The organism is Larkinella ripae (assembly GCF_054780775.1).
The window spans coordinates 371,506-390,518 of record NZ_BAAGVR010000028.1; the positions used below are offsets into that span (position 1 = coordinate 371,506).

Sequence of the window (19,013 nt, forward strand, 5' to 3'; positions counted from 1 at the left end):
GAAACCGCCAGTTACTGGGCTGTTGCCGTAACTTTTGCGGGTTTCTGCTGCTGGTTCAATTTTTCTTTTTCCTGACTGGCAATCGTTTCCAGTTCTTTCCGGCTGTCTTCGTACATCCGTTCGGCTTTTTTCAGTTCCGTACTTTTCGGAAACTTGTCAACCAGCGCCAGGTAATACGTCACCACGTCCTGATGCCGTTCTTTCAGCTTGTCGGCGAAGCTGTTTTTGGCCAGATGGTACTGCGAATCGACCCGTAGATACGCCAGTTCTTCGTTGTACTTTGAATCCGGGTATTCTCGCAGAAAGTTGGTGATCGAAACCACCGCCGAACGGTAATTGAAAATGTTGGCCGAACTGGTTTTATAATATTGTTTGGCCTTGTCGTAGGCTTTCAGTTCGAGTTTGTCCCGCAAAACCGTGATGTACTGCGTGCACTCCTGCCGAAATGGGCTTTGCGGATTCGCATTGATGAAATCCTGCAAGGCGGCCATAGCCGTCAGGGTGTTCGACTGGTCCAGGTTGTAATTGGGGGAATCCTTGTAAAGCGAAAGCGCGTAGAAATACATGGCCTCGTGCGCGTAGTCACTCCGGGCGAAGGTTTCGTAAAACTGCTTGAAGTGAAACGCCGACAACTGGTAGTTCTGTTGCTGGTATTCGCAGTGAGCCCGGTAAAATTGGGCCATTTCCGATTCCGTGCTTCCTTTCAGAATGGGAATCAATTCTTCGAACAACAGTCCGGCTTTATAAAATTCTCCTTTTTTAAAATACGCTACGGCTGCCTGATACTTCTGCTCATCGGTGCCGGTTTTCTGTAACTTCTGAAAGGGGCTGCACGATGTGATCATCACCAGCAGCACGACCACTAACGTACCTGCTTTCCAAAATTGCTGCATAAGGATGCAAAATTAATAAAAATCTCTGTAAGACTAACGATTACGGGCCGTAAATAGTGCAGAATAAGAGGGGAGTAGCGTACAAAAAATAAGCAGTAAACAGCGCACTGCCTACTGCCTATCCGAAATGGAGGGTAAGATCATTGGTGGCTAACCATTAATTTTTTGGTGGCCATTGTTTTTCCGTCCAGTGATAATTTATAAAAGTACATTCCGTGGGGCATTCCGCTGGTCACGATCCGGATTTTCCGTTCGTTCCGATCCAGAACATATTCGCCCACCTGGGCCCCGAGAACACTTTGAAAAATAAGCTTGGCGTCTTTCACCGGGCCGAAAATTTGATAATCAATTTCTGCACTTTTATCGGCCGGATTTGGGTAAATATTAGAAACCGTGATCAGCTCGTTGGTATACATACTTTCGTCAACCTTCTGGGTTTCCGCAGTGTTCGAGCTGTTTTCAACCGCAACCAAATTTCGGGGTTCTGAACTGGCCGTGCGGGCCGGCGTTTTGACGGACGATGTAGTTTGTAACTGATTGCGGTAAAACTGATTGAGCGTAGCGTTTTTCTGAGCAGTCGCTCCACGATCCAGGCTGGTGATGGTCTGGTTTTTCAGGAAAGGGAAGTTGCGGGTTTGAATCACACGGCTCGTTGCCGCGGGTTTTTGCCCCAACTCCAATCGGCTTTTGGGCTTGCTGCTATCGCTCTGCGCCATGAGGCTCTGCGATACCAGAAGTGCCAATCCGGTTAACCAGGCATATAAACGTACAGGTTGTTTCATAGAAATTCATTCAATAACTGGATGGATATAGTACCCCATCACAAACATATTTAAAAAAAGGAGAAAGTCAACGACCACTTCCTCAAAAAATTGTTTTTCTTCTGCTTTTTTGTCAGTTAGAACCTAAACGCACTCCAAAGGTTTAAAGCGACGCGAAATTTTTGTCAAAAATTATTTAGTTGCCGGTTTTTCGCACCGGTTTCTTGTTCAACTCCCGTTCCAGATCGCTTTCTTCCCCTACCGGCGGAACGATGTTTTGGCCCGCTGGTTTCGAAAGAACATCCGGTTTTTTCATGAAACCGGTCGATACACTGTCAGCCGGTTGCGCGGTTTTCTTTTCAGTCACCACCGGTTTTTTGACTTCAACCGGCGGAACCGGCGGTAGTGTCAGGGTTGGACTAGGCTCGATACCCGTTGTTTTTTCTGGTGCCTTGGCCGGAGTCGACCGGATCAGGCTTTTAATTTTGGCCTCGCTTGTCGGTATTTCCCGTTTGATCGTGGCCGATGCATCGGCCGGAGCAAGAACGTTGTTGACCGGTTTTTTACCGGCAAGAACTGGTGGCGTCGCCGTTGAATCCACCAGTCCGGTCACGCGGGCTTTGGTGGGGCGCTCGGCGATCCGCCAGTTGAACCCATCCAGTTTTTTTTCACTTTCTTTCATTTCCTGCGGAGGAACCAGCTTGGAGTCTGGCTGCCCGTAGAAACTGATTTTCTTGACTTTCCGGTCGGCGAACCGGATGGTCATTTTACTGCATAGGACCCGGTTCATTCCCACCATTTTATTGTTATCGTCGACGGCGAAATAGAGGCTCTCACCATTACCTTCCACAACAACGTGATCAATATCCGAGCGGTCCAGTTTTCGGTCGTATGCGAAATAGGATGTCAGGGTCCGGCCTTTTACCTGGTTAAAATTCAGCAATGTATCCTGTGATATGACGAAAGAATGGCCCCGAAGTAACATTTTGTTAATCCGGTTATTTTTCATCAGGGCCGTTATTGAATCGCCTTCCATCTGATAATTCGTACTCCACACGATCGGGTCCCGGAAAAAAAAGATCGTCGAATCAGCGGTTTCGTACACAATGGAATCACATTTACTCTGCAAATCATTCTTGTAAACCAGCACATTTTTCTGACCGATCAGCCGCCGGTAAGTCGAATCCGCCGTTTTGCTTCCTTTGAGCCGTTTCGGGTTGGGAAGCTCAAACGACCAGAGCGTATCCGCCCGCATGTACAGCGTATCCGAACTGGTAATGCTCTTGACGAGCGCCCGACCAATCATCCGGGCGACGCCCGCTTTTCGATTATACCGGCCAAAATCGCCGGTCAGGATCGTTTTATCGCCTTTCGCAAACAGAATGACGTTCCCGCGGGCGGTGTAAAAGTCATTGGCGTTGTTTCCAAACAGCGTATCGCCCGTCAGCGTATATTTCTCGGTTTCGATGGTGGCCCGCCGTTGAAAATTCGACAACCGTGACACCGTATTATAATCCCCGTCTTTGGCAATCAGCGTTCCTTCCTTGCTCACAATTTTCGTGGGCCCCTGAAACGTGGCAATCTTGCTGAATGAATTATACAGCAGCGAGTCGGCGGTCAGCGTATACTGCGGGTTCAGCAGTTTGACATTCTCCCGAAACGTAAACAACTTGGTCCGCGTATCGTAATAGCCTTCCCGGCTGGTCAGAATGTTTTCCCGGTCAACGATCCGGCCATTAACGGGGTAATGCGCAATGCCGTTGGCCATGTCGTATTCCAGTTTTCGGGTGGTCAGCGTCATTTTCCGGTCTTTCAGAACCACCGTTCGGCCCGTCACATTGGCTTGCCGGCTGGTGCCATAATAAAAAACCGTATCGCCCTTCACACTCAGCGTATCCCCCTGCGTCATGCGCACATTTCCGTAGGCTTCAATGACGTTGGTGGTCAGATTCTGGATCGCCCGGTCGCAGTACATCTGCATATTTTTATGCTGGAGATGGACATTGCCCGTCAGTTTTCGAATTTCTTCCGTTCCTACTTGCAAACCTTCCAGCTGGTCGGAGCGTTTCAGAAGCACAATATCATCCGTACCACCCGCCGAGGGACTGCCAGTCTGAGCGTTTGCCGTACCCGCCAGCAAAACCAGTAGCAAAACCAGAAGCCTGTGTATCATTTTGTTACTATAGACGCACGTTTTATTCAAAGGGTTGCGATGCATGGAAAAAAAATCTTTGATTTGAGCCGGTTTTCCAGGTAAATCCGATGAGCCAGCGGCAAAAATGGATGCTGGTCGGCATGAATCCGTTGATTCCTGTCCGTCAGGTTCAGATCATTTACTACTGCAAAATTAGGTATTTGATCAAAAACCGGGTTGATAACTTCCGGCTTTTAAGTTTTATTAACACCAAAACCGCCTAAATCATTACCTGAATGAAAGGAAAAGATGGAAATAACAGCCAGTGAATCAGGCCGGTTTTGGCAACGGTTCCCTATTCAATCTTGATTTTTAACATTAGCCCGGCCGGATTGACCCCGGCTACTATAAGCAGCCATGAAAAAACACGGACCCTTACTGCTGATTTTGGCGCTCTCAACAGCACTGCTGAGCTGCGATCCATTGGACAAGAAATACGAAAAGGAAAAGTATTCGGAGGTGATGGCCGACCACGCTGACTCGGCCAATCGATCGGCCTTCAACCGGGCCACCGTCGAGAATGATGTCAACGATGTCCGCAATGAAGATTTTACGTATCAGGAACTGATTGACCAGGGGAAAGCCTTGCAGAAGAAGGATTTAACCAAGTCGAATATGGCCCGGTAAGGCCGGCTTTGCTTCGCTCTGTCCCTGTCAAGTAACCAAACGTTAAATGAAACCGGATACCCAACACGATTTCCCCCGTAAGGATCTATGCGCTGATTTCCGGAACTTTGTGGAGTCGCAACGCCTATTCGATCCGGGCGACCGGATCCTGCTGACGGTCAGCGCAGGAATCGACTCGGTGGTGATGGCGGATTTGTTTCGGTTGGCAGGGTTTCAATACGGCATCGCCCACGTCAACTTCCAACTGCGCGGGGACGAATCGGAAGGCGATGAAGCATTTGTCCGGGCGCTGGCGGAACGGCACGGTGTGCGGTTTCATACGGTGCGGATGCCCGCGAAACAACAAGCTCCCAAATCCGGTTTTTCGACCCAGATGGCAGCCCGTCAGTTTCGCTACGAATGGTTTGAGAAAATTGCAAAAGATTCTGGCTATGAGTGCATTGCTACGGCGCACCACCAGGACGACGTGCTGGAGACGGTTTTGCTGAACCTCGTTCGGGGCACTGGCCTGAGCGGTTTGCGGGGCATTCCGGTCCGGCAGGGGCGCGTCATCCGGCCGCTCTGGTTTGCCGACCGGGCTTGCCTGGAAGCACACGCCCGCCAGCACGCGCTGGCATGGCGGGAGGATAGCTCCAATGCGTCGGACTATTACCGCCGAAACCGCCTTCGCCACCAGGTGATTCCGGTTTTGAAAGAAATCAATCCCAATCTGGTGCTGACGTTGCAGACCACGCTGGCGCGCATCCGGGCGGCCGATGCCCTGGTCGGGCGGGAAATACGCCAATCCTGGGAAACGCTCGCCCAGAACCGCCTGAATGGGGTTGCTTTGCCGGTGCAGCGATTGATTGACCTGCCGGAATGGGAATACCGGCTGGCCGAATGGCTGAAACCGTACGGTTTTCAATACGCCCAGCTTGGGCCGCTCACCGAAGCCGTTCGCTCCGCCGGTTTTGGCCAAACTTTTTTCTCGGCCACGCACCGGGTAATTCGGGACCGGGATTTTTTACTCATTGAACCTCTTCAGGCGGCTGATAACGAGCAGGTTGTGATCCGTTCCTTGCCGGATTCCGTCATACCGGTTTTTGGTGAATATGGGCTGCATTGGACCTTGATTGAACCGAGCGAAGGCTTTCAGATTCCGGCCCATCCGCAGATTGCCTGCCTGGATGCCGACCGGCTGCAATGGCCACTGACCATCCGGCGCTGGCAAACCGGCGACCGCTTTCGCCCATTGGGTTTAAAAGGAAGTCAGTCGGTTGGCAACTTTCTGACCAACAGAAAAGTATCAGTCACGGAACGACGCCACGGTACGGTGCTGCTGTCGGGTAACCGAATCGCCTGGCTGATCGGTTATCGACCCGATGATCATTTCCGGATCACCAGCCAGACCCGGCGCATTCTGCTGATCGAACAGAAAGTTAGTCAATCGTAGCCATCGCGCCGGTATTTCGGAAGCTATGCTGATCAAAGTGCGATGTACAAGCAATTTTGGCACTGGTTTTGTTGGAATCTAGGGTGAAAACCCTTTCATTTCACCATGAACTACGGACGACTGTTGCTGCTAAGTGCGGTTTTGAATATACTGGCACTGACGGTGCAGGCACAAAGTGCGCGCCTAAAAGCGGCTAATAAACAGTTTGAGAATCTGGCTTACGTAAATGCCGCCCGCGCCTACGAGGATTTCCTGCGGTCGGACAAACGCAAGGACCCTGCCGAAACCCAGGAAGCGTATACCAAACTGGCGTATAGTTACCGCGCTTTGCAGGAAACGAAAAACGCGGAGCGGATCTATGCCGACCTGCTGAAGGAATTTCCCGAAACCGACTCGAAGAATTACCTGTATTATGCCCAGGCTCTGGCGGCCAATGGCAAATACCGCGATTCACAGAAGATGTATAGCAAATACGGTGAAAAACAGAAAGAAGATTTGCGGGGCCGGAAATTCACCGTGTCGTACATGGATCTGAACCGGTTTTATCAGGATTCGTCCTCCTTCCGGGTCGATTTTTTGCCGATCAATTCCCGGCAGGCTGACTTCAGTCCGATGTATTACCAGAACGGCCTGGTCTTCGTTTCGGCGCGGGACGAATCCGGTCCGGTCAAGCGGGTTTTTGGCTGGAACCAGACCCCGTTTCTGGATTTGTATTTTTTTCCGGACACCGCCGAGCTGCACAAAAACGTTGATCTGGCCGCCCAGGTGGCTTCGCTGGGTGGAGGAAATGTTACCGCTGATGCTGTGGAAGTCGCTTCGCTGGAAGAAAAACCGCTCTCCAAAACCGAGGTGTTCAGCCGGACGCTCAATACCAAATACCACGAAGGGCCCATGACGTTTTTCAAGGACCAGAGCCGGGTTGTTTTCACCCGAAACAACACCGCCCGGGGAAAAGGCGGAAAGAGCGCCGACGGGGTGCGGAAACTGAAGCTGTACACGGCCGAAAATGTTAAGGGAAGCTGGCAAAAGGTGGAAGAACTGCCGTTTTGCAGCAACGATTACTCGGTGGGGCACCCCGCCTTATCGCCCGACGATTCCAAACTCTTTTTTGTGTCGGATATGCCCGGCGGTTTTGGCGGAACGGATATTTACGTCGTCGAGTACAAAGACGGACAATGGTCGACGCCGGTCAATATGGGCCGGGAAATCAACACGGAAGGCAACGAAATGTTCCCGTACGTTGACGAAACCAATACCCTGTATTTCTCGTCCGACGGCCACGAAGGACTGGGTGGGCTGGACCTGTTTTACGCCGAACTCCGGGAGGGCATTGCGTTCAAGGGGGTGCAGAACATGGGGTATCCGATCAATTCGGAAAAAGACGATTTTGGCCTGATTTCGACGGGCAACCGGGCCTCCGGCTATTTCAGCAGCAACCGGAAACGGGGCTCCAGCGACGACAATATTTACAGTTTCCGGCGGACCTGCAAGCAGTTGAATATTTTTGTTTATGATTCCAAGACCAACGAGCCGATTGCGGTTGCCGACGTGCGGGTGATTAAAGCCGGTGTCAACCAGGACCTGCGGTTCACGGGGCCCGACGGAAAGTCCGGTTTTTGCGTGGATGCCAACATCGACTACGAATTCAAAGCCATCAAGGAAGGCTATGCCCCCAACAGCATCCGGTTTTCAACCATGACCCAATCGGAAAATCCGGTGATGACGGTATCGATTTACCTGGAAAAAAGCGAAAATACGCTGGTAAAAGGAACGGTGAAAACGGAGGTGAATCAGCAGCCCGCGCCGGGGGTTACCGTCACATTACGCAACGACAAGGATCAGTCGGAGCAGAAGGTGGTGACCGGTGCCGACGGGAAGTATGAATTTGAAATGAAACCGGGCGCGCCGTATACGCTAACGACCCAGAAAAACCGGTATACGGCCAGCAAAGAACAGTTGCCGAAACTGAAAACTGGAAAAAATCCCAAATTAATTGAAAAACAGCAGGGTATTTACGGCGAGGGGGATGTGTTTGAGTTGAAAAATATCTATTACGATTACAACAAATTTTTCATCCGTCCCGATGCCGCCCGTGAGCTGGATCATGTGGCAACCCTGCTGCGCAAATTTCCGGAAATGAAAATTGAACTGCGGTCGCATACCGACAGCCGGGCCAACGACGCCTACAACCTGCAACTGTCGACGTACCGGGCGCGGGCAACGGTGGATTACCTGGTCAACCACGGCATTGATCCCAGGCGTCTGAGTGCGCAGGGATACGGCGAAACCGAAATTCTGAACGGCTGTACCGACGAGGTGGCCTGTCCGGAAAGCAAACACCAGCAAAACCGGCGCACCGAGTTTAAAATTGTGGCCGTGCAGTAAAAACCGGGTTTCAGATCAGCGTACCGCCGTCGGCATGAAACAAACTGCCCGTGCAGTAGGCCGAAGCGTCGGAGGCCAGGAAAAGGGCCAGCGGGCTGATTTCGTCCGCGGTCCCCATGCGCGGAATCGGCAGCCGTTTGGTGAAATGATCCAGAATGGCGTCGTCCTGCCAGAGCGCCTGGCTAAACTTGGTTTTGATCAGCCCGGGGCAAATGGCATTCACGCGAATCCCGTCGGCTCCCCATTCCTTCGCCAGCACCTTGGTGAGCATATTCAGGCCCGATTTGCTGACGCTGTAAATGCCCAGGCCGGGATCGGGCGTTTCGCCGGCAATGCTGCTCATCATGATGATGCTGCCACCGCCCCGGGCTTTCATGATGGGATGCACCAGTTTACTCAATTCGAAAGGCGCCTTGATGTTCACCTGCATGATTTTGTCGTAAGCCGCCGGGTCGCAGTGGAGGGCGGGGCCAAAAACCGGGTTTGTGGCGGCATTATTGACCAGAATGTCGATGCCGCCGTACAACTCCAGGGTTCGGTCGACGAGGTGGCGCAGTTGGTCGGTGTCGCCAATGTGGGCGGCAATGCCGGTGGCGATTCCGCCCGCTTTCCGGATATCGGTGGCCACGGTGTCGAGGCTGCTTTGCCGTCGGCTGCTGATGACCACGCGGGCCCCAAACCGGGCAAACAGCCGGGCGATGCTCTCGCCAATGCCTTTGCTGGCTCCGGTAATCAGCGCAACTTTACCGTTTAAACCAAAAACGGCCTGATCCGCATTTTTTGCAGGTAGGTTTTCCATTGTTGATTGTATCTTGGCCCCATTTCGTAAAAGGGATGGTTGCAAACTATGGGTAAAATTGAACAATTCAAAAATAAGGTAGGATCGGTTTTATGCCAACGGGAGAAAGTATATACCAGAGATCTATTTATTTTCGTTGCCGTTAAACAGTGATCGATCCAATCCGCCCTTCAACCATGACCCCAGCACCTACCGATCTGCCTTCTTTTGTTCGCTCCTGGCGCCAGTTATACCTGCTTGTGATCGGTAGCCTGCTGCTCGAAATTATCTTGTTCTACTGGTTTATGCAGTATTTTTCATGAGCAGTCTCGATTGGCTAATCCTGGCGGGAACACTGGCAGTTATTATTATCTATGGCGTAATCCGGAGTCGGGGCAACCGAAGCATGGACGACTACCTGCTGGCGGATCAGTCGTTGCCCTGGTACCACGTTTGTCTGTCGGTGATGGCGACGCAGGCCAGTGCCATCACGTTTCTGTCCGCCCCCGGTCAGGGCTTTACCGACGGCATGCGGTTTGTGCAGTTTTACTTTGGCCTGCCGCTGGCCATGGTCGTGCTGGCCGTCACGTTCGTTCCGATTTTTCACAAGCTGAAAGTTTTCACGGCTTACGAGTACCTCGAATCGCGGTTCGACGCCCGTGTCCGGGTTTTCACGGCCCTGTTATTTTTGCTGCAACGGGGTTTGTCAACGGGCCTTTCCATCTATGCCCCGTCCATTATCCTATCCACCATTCTGGGCTGGAACATTTTCTGGACGAACATCATCATGGGCGGCATTGTGCTGATTTATACCGTGACGGGTGGGGCCAAAGCCATATCCTACACCCATTTGCAGCAAATGCTCATTGTGACGGTTGCCATGTTTATTGCCGGTTGGATGACGGTTCATTTATTACCCGCCGGGATGGGTTTTGTGGACGCGCTGGAAGTGGCCGGAAAAGCCGGGCGACTCAATACGATTGACCTCAAATTTGATCCCGACAGCCGCTACAACCTCTGGTCGGGCTTGATCGGCGGTTTTTTTCTGCAATTGTCTTATTTTGGTACGGACCAGTCGCAGGTTGGGCGGTATCTGACCGGACAGTCGGTGGGCCAGAGTCGCCTGGGCCTGCTGGCAAACGGCATGCTGAAAGTGCCGATGCAGTTTTTGATTCTTTTGGTCGGGGTGCTGGTATTTGTCTTTTACCAGTTCAACCCTGCGCCGGTTTTTTTCAATAAAGTCGAAACCGACCAGTTGCTCACCAGCCCCTACGCGGACCAATACCGCCGGCTGGAAGCGCAGCACGAAGACATTGCCGCCCGCCGTCAGCAGGCGGTTTTTGGGTTGAACAAAGCGCTTTCCGACAACAACCCATCGTCGGTGGAGCAGACCCAGGCGGTCATCACGAAAACCGAAGAAGAAGCCAAAGCGGTCAAAAGTCAGGTGGTGGAGCTGATCAAGAAAAACAACCCAACCGGCGACACCAGCGATGTTAACTATGTTTTTCTCCGGTTTGTCCTCGATTTTCTGCCCCACGGATTGATCGGTCTGCTGATTGCCGTCATTTTTAGCGCGTCGATGGGTTCCATTGCGGCAGCTTATAATTCACTGGCCTCTACCACGATCGTCGATATTTACAAACGACTTTTCTGCCAGAAATACTCGGACAGTCATTACCTGAGGGCTTCCAAAATTGCAACGATCATCTGGGGCATCTTCTGCATCATCGTTGCCCAGTTTGCCAGTAAACTCGGCAGCATGATTGAAGCCGTCAATATTCTGGGTTCGCTTTTCTACGGCGTTATTCTGGGGATTTTTCTGGTGGCTTTTTATTTTAAATCAATCGGTGGAAGAGCCACGTTCTGGGCCGCGGTGATTACGGAAGGGCTGGTCGTTTGGTGCTGGCTGGCCGAATTGACTGCTTTTCTGTGGCTGAACGTGATCGGCTGCGTACTCCTGATTGGCATTGCCTGGCTGCTGGATCAGGTTATTCCTTCGAAAAAGCCGCAGGTGATCAACGAATAAGGCCCGAATAAAAAATCCCCGCGCTCAGGTTGTTGAACGCGGGGATTTTTTATTCGGGCCATCATCAGACTTTCTTTTTCTTTCCTTTCAGGGCTTTGGCCGGCGTGGCCGGAATCAGCGCCTGGTAATCCGTAACGCCTTTCTGAATACCGTCTTTATAAAACCGGAAAACCGGATCATTGGACGCTTCACCCAGGGTCAGTGCTTTCTGGGCCAGCGGCAGCGCTTCCGACACTTTGCCCATTTTTGACAGAATCTGCGCTTTGATCCAGACGTTGGCGTAGGTTTCTTTCAAACCGATTGACTTGTCGGCCCAGGACAGGGCTTGGGCCAGGTTGCGGTTTTTGGAGAGATTCCAGTTGGCAGCGGCTTGCAAAACCCCGGCGTCTTCGGGCTTTTCGGCGACGGCTTTTTCAACGTTGGCCTGCGCATTGGCGAGCACATCAACGCGCAGGTTGGCCGTGGCCCGCGTATCGGCCCAGTAAAAACTCAGGTTGGCCGTGCTGTCGGTCAGGTCGCTGAAACCGATGGTAAAGGTCTGGTACGGGCGGGCGGCTTTTTCGGTTTTAATAGCCACCCGAAGCGCATCTTCTTCTTTTTTGTAGCCGTTCGGAATGCCTTCTTCCGCGCTGGCCGTCTGGTTTTTGTTGAAAATAAGCGTCCATTCTCCTTCGTTCGGAATTGAAAAAACCGAGTAGGTTCCTGCGGGCAATTTCTGGCCCTGCACCATCACATCGGTAGTGGTTTTAAACGTGGTGGCGGCATTCGCGCCGGTTCGCCAGAGTTGCCCCAGGGGAGCCAAAGGCGTCTGGTTGCCCAAAGCCGCCCGGCCTTTCAAACTGGGGCGCGAATAGATTAGGGTAAAATCGGTCGTGCCAACCGTCTGCATCACGGTCGCACCGGGGCTGGCCTGCGGCAGTTTGATCTGGGCCGCGGCATACTGAGCAACGACGATCAGAATGGCGACAAGGGAAATTTGTTTCATGGTTTCAGTTAATTGTATGTCGTAGTAAAATTAGGGCGAAATTGCGGTTTTTTTACCGGAAACTTACTATTGATTTTTAGATTATGCACCGTCAGGCCTTATTAGATTTATTGGAATGCCACCAGCCAGTTGACGAAACGGAACAGAACATGCTGGCCCAGACCATTCACTTTGTCAAAAATCACCCGGATTGCTTTGAACGCCAACTAAAGATCGGACACGTCACCGGCTCCGCCTGGATTGTCAGCCCCGACCGTCGGCAGGTTGTCTTGCTGCACCATGCCAAACTTGACCGCTGGTTTCAGCCCGGTGGCCACGCCGACGGCGATCCGGATATTCTGGGGGTTGCCCGGCGCGAAGCCGAAGAGGAAACCGGTTTGCCGAATGTGCGCGTAGTAAGCCCGGCCATTTTTGATGTCGATGTTCACACCATTCCGGCCCGGGGAGAAGAGCCCGAGCACCTGCATTATGACATCCGGTTTTTGCTGGAAGCCGATACCGGCCAGCCGTTCATCCGGACGCGGGAAACCAAAGGCGTCCGGTGGGTGGATGTTGATAAAATCGCCGAATTGACGGCCGAAAAATCAATAATCCGAATGAATTCCAAGAAAAAAGATATAAACTAGTAATATAGTTATAAGTTGTCGTGTTATATTGGCAACGAAAACAGAAGAGCGGTTTTCGCAGTACAACAAAACCACAGGATACCATGAAGACGATAACAATAACCTGTTTAGGTTTGCTGGCGATAGCCTTGGCTATACCGGCGACTGCACAGAATAAATTAAAAAGCGATCCGACGTATTCGACGGCAAATTATAAACACCCTAACAAAGCGGCAGCCGCCCGGGAGTGGGAACCCGAAAACGGGATCGAGTTTCGGAGACGCAAATCGAAGCCGCAGAACATTGCCACCTACCGGGAACAACAACGGCGCGGAGGCATCGGTGATCCGGCTATTGCCGTACCGGCAACTCCCTCGATGGCCAACCGAAACTACAAACAGCAAAACCGGATGGTTAATCCGCAGCCGGCCAGCAAACCGGAAGTAGCCACTAATCGGGTTGAAGCCGACGAAAGTGTAGGAAATTAATCCCAACCTTCCGACTCAAAACCACCTCCGAAACGGGGTGGTTTTTGTTTTTAAACCCCAGGCCAGCGTAATGCAGTGTGGTTCGTAATACGCGAGGAAATCAAAAAGAGCGGCATTTCTCGGAGTTCCAGAACTCTGCATCGGGGCGCATCCGGCTTGTCCGCACAGTTATTTTCCGCTGAATTTTGGCGGAAACGGCGTTACGATCAGCGCCACGACGCCAGATTGGTTCGGGCTGTGTGCAGGATTTAAAAAGCGGACGAACTGCTCCGGTACCGGTCTGGCCGGTGAACGAAAGCCCCGCGTGTCGTTGGCATCACCGGTTTCCCGGCAAATTTATCCGCTAATACTTCATCAGTTTCACCGTCCGTTTGGCAGAATCGCTCGAAAGCGTCAGAAAATAAAGGCCCGGTGCCAGGCTTAGCGACTGTAGCGAGAAATTGGCGGCCCGGTCGGACGCGTATTTCTGCCGCCAGACCACCTGCCCGGCCGAATTGGTGACCGTTGCATCGATGGTTTGGTTCAGCGGTATTTCGTTCCACTGCACCGTCAGCCGGTCGGCGCTGGTGAAAGGATTGGGGTAAATCAGCAGGGCATTTAATTCGGCCGCCAAAGCCGCAGCCCGCTCAAAATTCGGAATGCCGTAGCCCAGTTCACTGTCGGGTTGGGTAGACTGACTGCCCGACCGGCGCAGACACTCAATCACCTGCTGAACGGTCAGACGCGGGTTGGCCTGCCAGAAACCGGCCGCCAGTGCGGCCACCAGCGGAGACGAATAGGAGGTGCCGTTGCCCGCCGTAACGGTTCCGCCGGGTGAGCCCAGCGCGGTGCCGGTGCCCAGCGCCACCAGATCCGGTTTGATACGCCCGTCGGGTGTGGGACCAAACGAACTGAACGGCGAGCGGATGCCGTTGCGATCGACGGCGCCAATGGACAAAACCGTCGCCACGTCGGCCGGCGCGCCGATGTAGCGCCAGGGGTCGTTGCCTTCGTTTCCCGCCGAAACCACCACCAGAATACCGGCTTCGGCGGCCCAGCGGGCGGCCCGGCTGATGAGTGTAATCTGGCCGTTCAGGTCATTGTAAGTGTGATTCTGGGCCGGATCATCGAAGGTCGTATATCCCAGGGATGAGTTGATGACATCAGCCCCGGTGCTGTCGGCGTATTCGGCCCCGAACAGCCAGTTGGCTTCTTCAACCGGGGTTTCAGTGAACGCATCTTCGGTTCGGAGCAACAGGTAGGAAGATTTATAAGCCGGACCGATCAGCTGATTTTCCTGATACCCCGCCATGATCGACAGGACGCTTAACCCGTGGGAATCGTCTTCGTAAACGCTGGTTTCTTTCCGGACAAAATCATACGTTCCAACCACCCGGTTTTCCTGAAAAAGCGGGCTTAGATACGGCACCTGGTTGGCGTTGCGAAAACCGGCGTCCAGAATGGCCACCAGCATCCCTTCGCCCCGGTACCCCTGCGCGTGCATCTTATCGACCCCAATCTGAAGCAGTTGTTCGCGGGCATTACCGTAGAGGCTGGGGTCTTCCACCTGTTCCCGTTTGTTCGTGCGCGGGTTGGCCGTTCCCTGCGCAAACCCGATTCGGGCGTTGCCGATGGATCGATTGGCTTCAATGCCCTGCACAAACGGCAGGGCCCGGATGATCGACAGGTTGGCTTCGGTCGTTTCTACCAGCACGGCGTTGGCCCAGCGCGAGCTAAACCAGATTTTGGCTCCGGTTTGCTGAAGCGCGGCTACGTAGGCCGGATTGACGGGTAGATCTTTTTCCAGAACCGCAATTCCCTGGCGGTCGCGTCGCTGGATGGCGCGCGGGGATAAAAACTGTTCCGGCCGGGCGGTGGAGTAGGGCGAATTGGCCTTGTCCCGGAGCAGGACCAGGTATTTGCGGCTTTGGGCCTCCGCCAGCAGGCTTCCGGTGACCAGTAAAAACAGAAGAAGTACGGTTTTTTTCATATCTGTTCAATTTGATGCGGTTTTCGATAACCCGGTTTTTGGTCAGTTAGTATTCACTCTACCAGGGCCACCGGTTTTAAATGGGTTTCGCCGGAATACATTCGGGCTTCGGAATACACCGTGATGCCCAGCAGTTTCCAGTTTAAAATGCCCGTGACGCCGTATTGGCAGTTCGATTCGGGGCCTTTCAGCGTAATCGCGGTTGCCGTCCACTGAAAACCACTCACGAAGCCTGACAGAGTAGAACTGGCTTCCACGGCGACGGTTTCCAGCGTAGTTTTCTGGGTGCCAAACAGAATTCCTAAATCAGTATGGAAAAGTCCGGTTTCGTTTAGGGCAACAACGGAATAATGCGTCGATTGGGGACTGATTTCACCTTTGGGCGAAAAATTCCAGGTCTGGGCCTGAGGACTTCGGTGACTGCTTTTCGCTCCGGAATGAGTCCCGAACGAAAACAGGCCCAAAACAAAAACCGCAGCGGCCAGCATCCCCATCTTTTCCCGAACCAGCCGGGTCGCCCGAAAGCAGATGACCACGAACGAAAGGAGGAATGCACAATTGAGCAGGCTCCAGAACACGTAGGCCATAGGGTTCAGTTTAGCGGTTTTTCAAAGATACGCACTCCTCCTCATTTCCGTTCAATCGCATTTGCGTCGTCGCCTTATGAATGATACGCATTTCTGGTCCGGTTTTGTTGCACCCCCGGAAAAATTAACTAAATACTAGCCAGGTTGTTCCGGTTTTGATTTACTGGTCGTCCAGAATCCGGACGCGGCCATTCGCCAGCTGGGGGCAAGGAACTACTGCGTTTCTTCCAACTCTATGCGAAAGATTTGCCGTTCGATAAATCACTTTATAACGTATCGCCTTCCTCTGCTTTTCTTGCCGAAAAAAACGCAATCCTTCACCCTTCGCACCGATGAAAATCTGGATCCGCACCTGCATCGTTCTCAGCTTGTTTTCGTTTATGCCGGTCAAAAAACCGGCTTCGGCTCCCAAAGCGCCTTTCACGGGCATGACCACCATTTCGTGGATCGGTTTTGGAAATCTGGTGGTTAGCTCGCCCATCCCGTTGGGCGTTACGAACATGACTGCGCCAACGCCCTTTGTGTACCCCAAAAAAATCGATAATCAGGTGAGCTTTTACCGGGAGGTTCTGCTGGTGAACGCCAGTTTTAAACCCGGTAATCCGGTGACCCAATCGCCGATATACGGCAACTGGTTTGTGCGTCGGCAGGTGCTGAGTGTGAAAAATGGGAGCACGACCCTCCTGACCACCAGTAATTTATACGTCAACGACAAGGCCGAAGCCACGGCCAGCACCGATCAGATTCTGCCGTTAAGCGCCACCCACGTTGAATACCAGATCGGGCGGACGCAGAAGATCGTGAAAAGTGGTGGCCCCGGTCAACTCCCCAAAGTAACCACCGTGGAGGTGTTTCCGCACGATGCCGTCCGGATCGCCGTTCCCACGGCCTGGATTTCAGCCAATGCCTGTCAGGTTAAGACGCAGCCTTCCCTGGTGAGACCGATTCCCTGTGAATTTCAGGTGGTTAACTTTCAGTTGATCGGTAAAAGCGGGAAAGTGATCTACGAAACGAAGTCCATCGAAACGGGACCACCCATCACGGTGCCCACTGGCGAATGGAAAAAAGAGGAAGGACAGCACCAGTATTTTGACGCCAAATGGACCGTAAAACGGATTCACCAGCCGGTTTTTCCGGTTAATAAAGGATATATGGTGAATTGGGGGAAATCCGGAAGCGATTTTGCGGCCGAGGTTGATGCGTACGGCCCGCTGAAAACCGGTCTGCAACTGGACAATACGATTGGGAAAGAGTTTACGATCACGGTCGAAGTGAAAAGACCAAAGCCCAATACCGGTGCGGGGGAGAAAACCGGGGAGTTGATTTTGGAAAATGATGTGACGAGGACCAAGTTTACGGCCACCCAGATGTTTGGTGCCATCCGGGGTGAAGCTTACATTAAGTTGAACTGGAGCCCGGGCCAATAAAAAACCGCAAAACCGCTTAATAGGCGGTTTAGCTAAAACGTTACCGGTTGGAGCGAATGGCGGGCATCGAAAAGGCCGCAGTTTCCGGCTCCCCGTCCGACTGGCGAAAGCTCTTCATGATCCAGCCGCCCCCAATCACGTCGTCGCCTTCGTAAAAAACCGCAGCCTGGCCCGGCGCAATGGCCGAAACGCCCTGTTCGAACCGGACTTCGATGCGGTCATCGGCGGTTTGCCTAATTTGGGCGGGGGTACCGGGGTCTTTGTAGCGCACTTTCGTGACGGTATCGAGCGGTTTTTCGATCGAGGTATATTTCTGGAGGTTCAACCGGCTGACCATCATGCCGTCGCGGTACAGGTCTTTATCGACTCCCAGAATCACTTCGTTGGTGTCTTTCCGGATGTCGGTTACAAAAACCGGGTAACCGAACGCAATGCCTAGTCCTTTGCGCTGCCCGATGGTGTAAAACGGATACCCTTCGTGTTTGCCGACCACTTTCCGGGTGCCGGTTTTGGGATCTTCCAGAATGAAATTGCCCCCGGCCACCGCCTGCTCCAGACCCGGCACGCGCCGTTTCAGAAAACCGCGGTAGTCGTTGTCGGGCACAAAACAGATTTCGTAGGATTCCGACTTGGTGACCAGTTCCGTAAAACCGCGTTCGGTGGCCATCGCGTAGATTTCCGATTTTCGGAGGTGGCCCAGCGGCAACTTGGTGCGGCTCAGACTTTCCTGCGAAACGCCCCACAAAACGTAGGACTGATCTTTCAGGGTGTCGATGCCCCGCGAAATGACGAACCGCCCGTTGGCCGGGCTGTCGTCGCCCACCTGCCGGATGTGGGCGTAATGGCCCGTCGCAATCGACTCGCAGCCCAGCCGGTCGGCCCGTCGCAGCAACGCGTCCCACTTGATGTGGGTGTTGCAGAGAACGCAGGGATTGGGCGTCCGGCCTTCGAGGTATTCACCCGTAAAATGGTCGATGACGGAATCGCCGAATTCGGAGCGGATGTCGAGAATATAATGCGGAAAACCGAGGTTGACGGCGATGTTGCGGGCGTCGTTGATGGAGTCGAGGCTGCAACAGCCGGTTTCTTTTTTGCTTCCCCCCGAAGAGGCATAATCCCAGGTTTTCATGGTCATGCCGATTACTTCGTAGCCTTCTTCGTGCAGCAATACTGCCGCCAGGGAGGAGTCGATGCCGCCACTCATGGCGACCAAAATGCGTCCGTGTTTGCTCATGCTTATCTGACAAGGTTCAAAGCCTTGCGATAATTAGTGGATAAATGAAAGGAGAGAATGGTTGTTCCCGACTGCAAAAGTACAAAGTCTGGTAACAAGTAGTATGGTTCGTTTGGTTTCAGGCGGTTTTGCGGTCTTCGTTTTGCAGATGCGTACGGTGTAGCACCCCCCACTTGCGGAGCGATTCGATCACCTCATTCAGGGATTCGCTGTGGGGTGTCAGGGCGTAGGTTACCTTCACGGGAAAGGTATCGGCCACCGTCCGTTTGACGAGCCCGTTCATTACCAGATCCTGCAATTCCTTGGACAAAACGCGGTCGGTGATGCCGTGAACCTCGCGGGCAATCTCCCCAAACCGCTTTTCCCCGAAGGTCAGCGCGACGATGATGGGCAGTTTCCACTTGCCGTTCAAAACGTCTAGCGCATCCCGAATCGGCCGCAGAATGCTCACGCATTCCGAATGAGTTATGTTGACTGTTGTTTCCATCAATTTCGTTGGCTATCCTAAAGTATAGCACTATACAAAGGAATAGTGCTTACAAATGAATAGTAAATATACGTAAATTTGATTCATAAATTAAAAACCGGGGCGCAACTAATTCTGGCGGCCCTCTATTTCAAC

The 19,013-nt window shown here is 52.8% G+C and carries 18 protein-coding genes; 9 read left to right on the top strand and 9 right to left on the bottom strand.

Annotation, left to right across the window (positions count from 1 at the left end):
* Positions 1-11 precede the first annotated feature (11 nt).
* The 3 genes from ACYVHX_RS23375 to ACYVHX_RS23385 form a co-directional block, all read right to left on the bottom strand.
* Positions 12-893: an outer membrane protein assembly factor BamD gene (locus ACYVHX_RS23375; protein WP_460674119.1), complete on the bottom strand. Its 882-nt coding sequence runs from the start codon at positions 891-893 to the stop codon at positions 12-14.
* A gap of 140 nt (positions 894-1,033) precedes the next feature.
* Positions 1,034-1,636: a T9SS type A sorting domain-containing protein gene (locus ACYVHX_RS23380; RefSeq protein ID WP_460674120.1), complete on the bottom strand. Its 603-nt coding sequence runs from the start codon at positions 1,634-1,636 to the stop codon at positions 1,034-1,036.
* Positions 1,637-1,850: 214 nt separating this feature from the next.
* Positions 1,851-3,827 (bottom strand): OstA-like protein, encoded by a 1,977-nt coding sequence (locus tag ACYVHX_RS23385; RefSeq protein ID WP_460674121.1) that lies wholly within the window; start codon positions 3,825-3,827, stop codon positions 1,851-1,853.
* An 89-nt stretch (positions 3,828-3,916) separates the two neighbouring features.
* Here ACYVHX_RS23385 and ACYVHX_RS23390 point away from each other — a divergent pair, with 89 nt between their 5' ends.
* The 4 genes from ACYVHX_RS23390 to ACYVHX_RS23405 all read left to right on the top strand — a co-directional run bounded on the left by ACYVHX_RS23390 (position 3,917) and on the right by ACYVHX_RS23405 (position 8,292).
* Complete coding sequence (locus ACYVHX_RS23390) at positions 3,917-4,072, top strand: hypothetical protein (RefSeq protein WP_460674122.1); 156 nt, start codon at positions 3,917-3,919, stop codon at positions 4,070-4,072.
* A gap of 133 nt (positions 4,073-4,205) precedes the next feature.
* A complete protein-coding gene (locus ACYVHX_RS23395; protein ID WP_460674123.1) occupies positions 4,206-4,475 on the top strand; it encodes a hypothetical protein in 270 nt (89 codons plus the stop codon).
* 46 nt (positions 4,476-4,521) lie between these two features.
* Positions 4,522-5,907 (top strand): tRNA lysidine(34) synthetase TilS, encoded by a 1,386-nt coding sequence (tilS, locus tag ACYVHX_RS23400; RefSeq protein ID WP_460674124.1) that lies wholly within the window; start codon positions 4,522-4,524, stop codon positions 5,905-5,907.
* Between the two features lie 105 nt (positions 5,908-6,012).
* Positions 6,013-8,292, top strand: a complete 2,280-nt coding sequence (locus ACYVHX_RS23405; RefSeq protein ID WP_460674125.1) for an OmpA family protein — start codon at positions 6,013-6,015, stop codon at positions 8,290-8,292.
* 10 nt (positions 8,293-8,302) lie between these two features.
* On the opposite strand, the gene ACYVHX_RS23410 is transcribed toward ACYVHX_RS23405, so the two are convergent.
* A complete protein-coding gene (locus ACYVHX_RS23410) occupies positions 8,303-9,091 on the bottom strand; it encodes an SDR family NAD(P)-dependent oxidoreductase (RefSeq protein ID WP_460674126.1) in 789 nt (262 codons plus the stop codon).
* Positions 9,092-9,267: 176 nt separating this feature from the next.
* Between ACYVHX_RS23410 and ACYVHX_RS23415 the strand changes: the two genes are divergently transcribed.
* Entirely contained in the window at positions 9,268-9,393 is a 126-nt protein-coding gene (locus ACYVHX_RS23415; RefSeq protein ID WP_460674127.1) for a hypothetical protein, read from the top strand.
* A complete protein-coding gene (locus ACYVHX_RS23420; RefSeq protein ID WP_460674128.1) occupies positions 9,390-11,096 on the top strand; it encodes a sodium:solute symporter family protein in 1,707 nt (568 codons plus the stop codon). The genes ACYVHX_RS23415 and ACYVHX_RS23420 overlap by 4 nt, the downstream gene beginning before the upstream one ends.
* Before the next feature lie 64 nt (positions 11,097-11,160).
* On the opposite strand, the gene ACYVHX_RS23425 is transcribed toward ACYVHX_RS23420, so the two are convergent.
* Positions 11,161-12,081, bottom strand: a complete 921-nt coding sequence (locus tag ACYVHX_RS23425; RefSeq protein WP_460674129.1) for a DUF2911 domain-containing protein — start codon at positions 12,079-12,081, stop codon at positions 11,161-11,163.
* Between the two features lie 83 nt (positions 12,082-12,164).
* Here ACYVHX_RS23425 and ACYVHX_RS23430 point away from each other — a divergent pair, with 83 nt between their 5' ends.
* Together ACYVHX_RS23430 and ACYVHX_RS23435 are read left to right on the top strand one after the other, a co-directional pair.
* Complete coding sequence (locus tag ACYVHX_RS23430; protein ID WP_460674130.1) at positions 12,165-12,707, top strand: NUDIX hydrolase; 543 nt, start codon at positions 12,165-12,167, stop codon at positions 12,705-12,707.
* A gap of 83 nt (positions 12,708-12,790) precedes the next feature.
* Positions 12,791-13,174, top strand: coding sequence for a hypothetical protein (locus ACYVHX_RS23435; RefSeq protein ID WP_460674131.1), 384 nt, complete (start codon positions 12,791-12,793; stop codon positions 13,172-13,174).
* A 343-nt stretch (positions 13,175-13,517) separates the two neighbouring features.
* On the opposite strand, the gene ACYVHX_RS23440 is transcribed toward ACYVHX_RS23435, so the two are convergent.
* Both ACYVHX_RS23440 and ACYVHX_RS23445 read right to left on the bottom strand, forming a co-directional pair.
* Complete coding sequence (locus ACYVHX_RS23440; RefSeq protein WP_460674132.1) at positions 13,518-15,143, bottom strand: S8 family serine peptidase; 1,626 nt, start codon at positions 15,141-15,143, stop codon at positions 13,518-13,520.
* A gap of 53 nt (positions 15,144-15,196) precedes the next feature.
* Entirely contained in the window at positions 15,197-15,730 is a 534-nt protein-coding gene (locus tag ACYVHX_RS23445; RefSeq protein WP_460674133.1) for a hypothetical protein, read from the bottom strand.
* A gap of 332 nt (positions 15,731-16,062) precedes the next feature.
* On the opposite strand from ACYVHX_RS23445, the gene ACYVHX_RS23450 reads away from it, so the two are divergent.
* On the top strand, positions 16,063-17,157 hold the full coding sequence (locus ACYVHX_RS23450; protein WP_460674134.1) for a hypothetical protein: 1,095 nt from the start codon (positions 16,063-16,065) through the stop codon (positions 17,155-17,157).
* A gap of 40 nt (positions 17,158-17,197) precedes the next feature.
* On the opposite strand, the gene mnmA is transcribed toward ACYVHX_RS23450, so the two are convergent.
* Both mnmA and ACYVHX_RS23460 read right to left on the bottom strand, forming a co-directional pair.
* Positions 17,198-18,391 (bottom strand): tRNA 2-thiouridine(34) synthase MnmA, encoded by a 1,194-nt coding sequence (mnmA, locus tag ACYVHX_RS23455; protein WP_460674135.1) that lies wholly within the window; start codon positions 18,389-18,391, stop codon positions 17,198-17,200.
* 118 nt (positions 18,392-18,509) lie between these two features.
* Positions 18,510-18,878 carry a winged helix-turn-helix transcriptional regulator gene (locus tag ACYVHX_RS23460; RefSeq protein ID WP_460674136.1) on the bottom strand — a complete coding sequence of 123 codons (369 nt, stop codon included), beginning with the start codon at positions 18,876-18,878 and terminating at the stop codon, positions 18,510-18,512.
* Between the last annotated feature and the right edge of the window lie 135 nt (positions 18,879-19,013).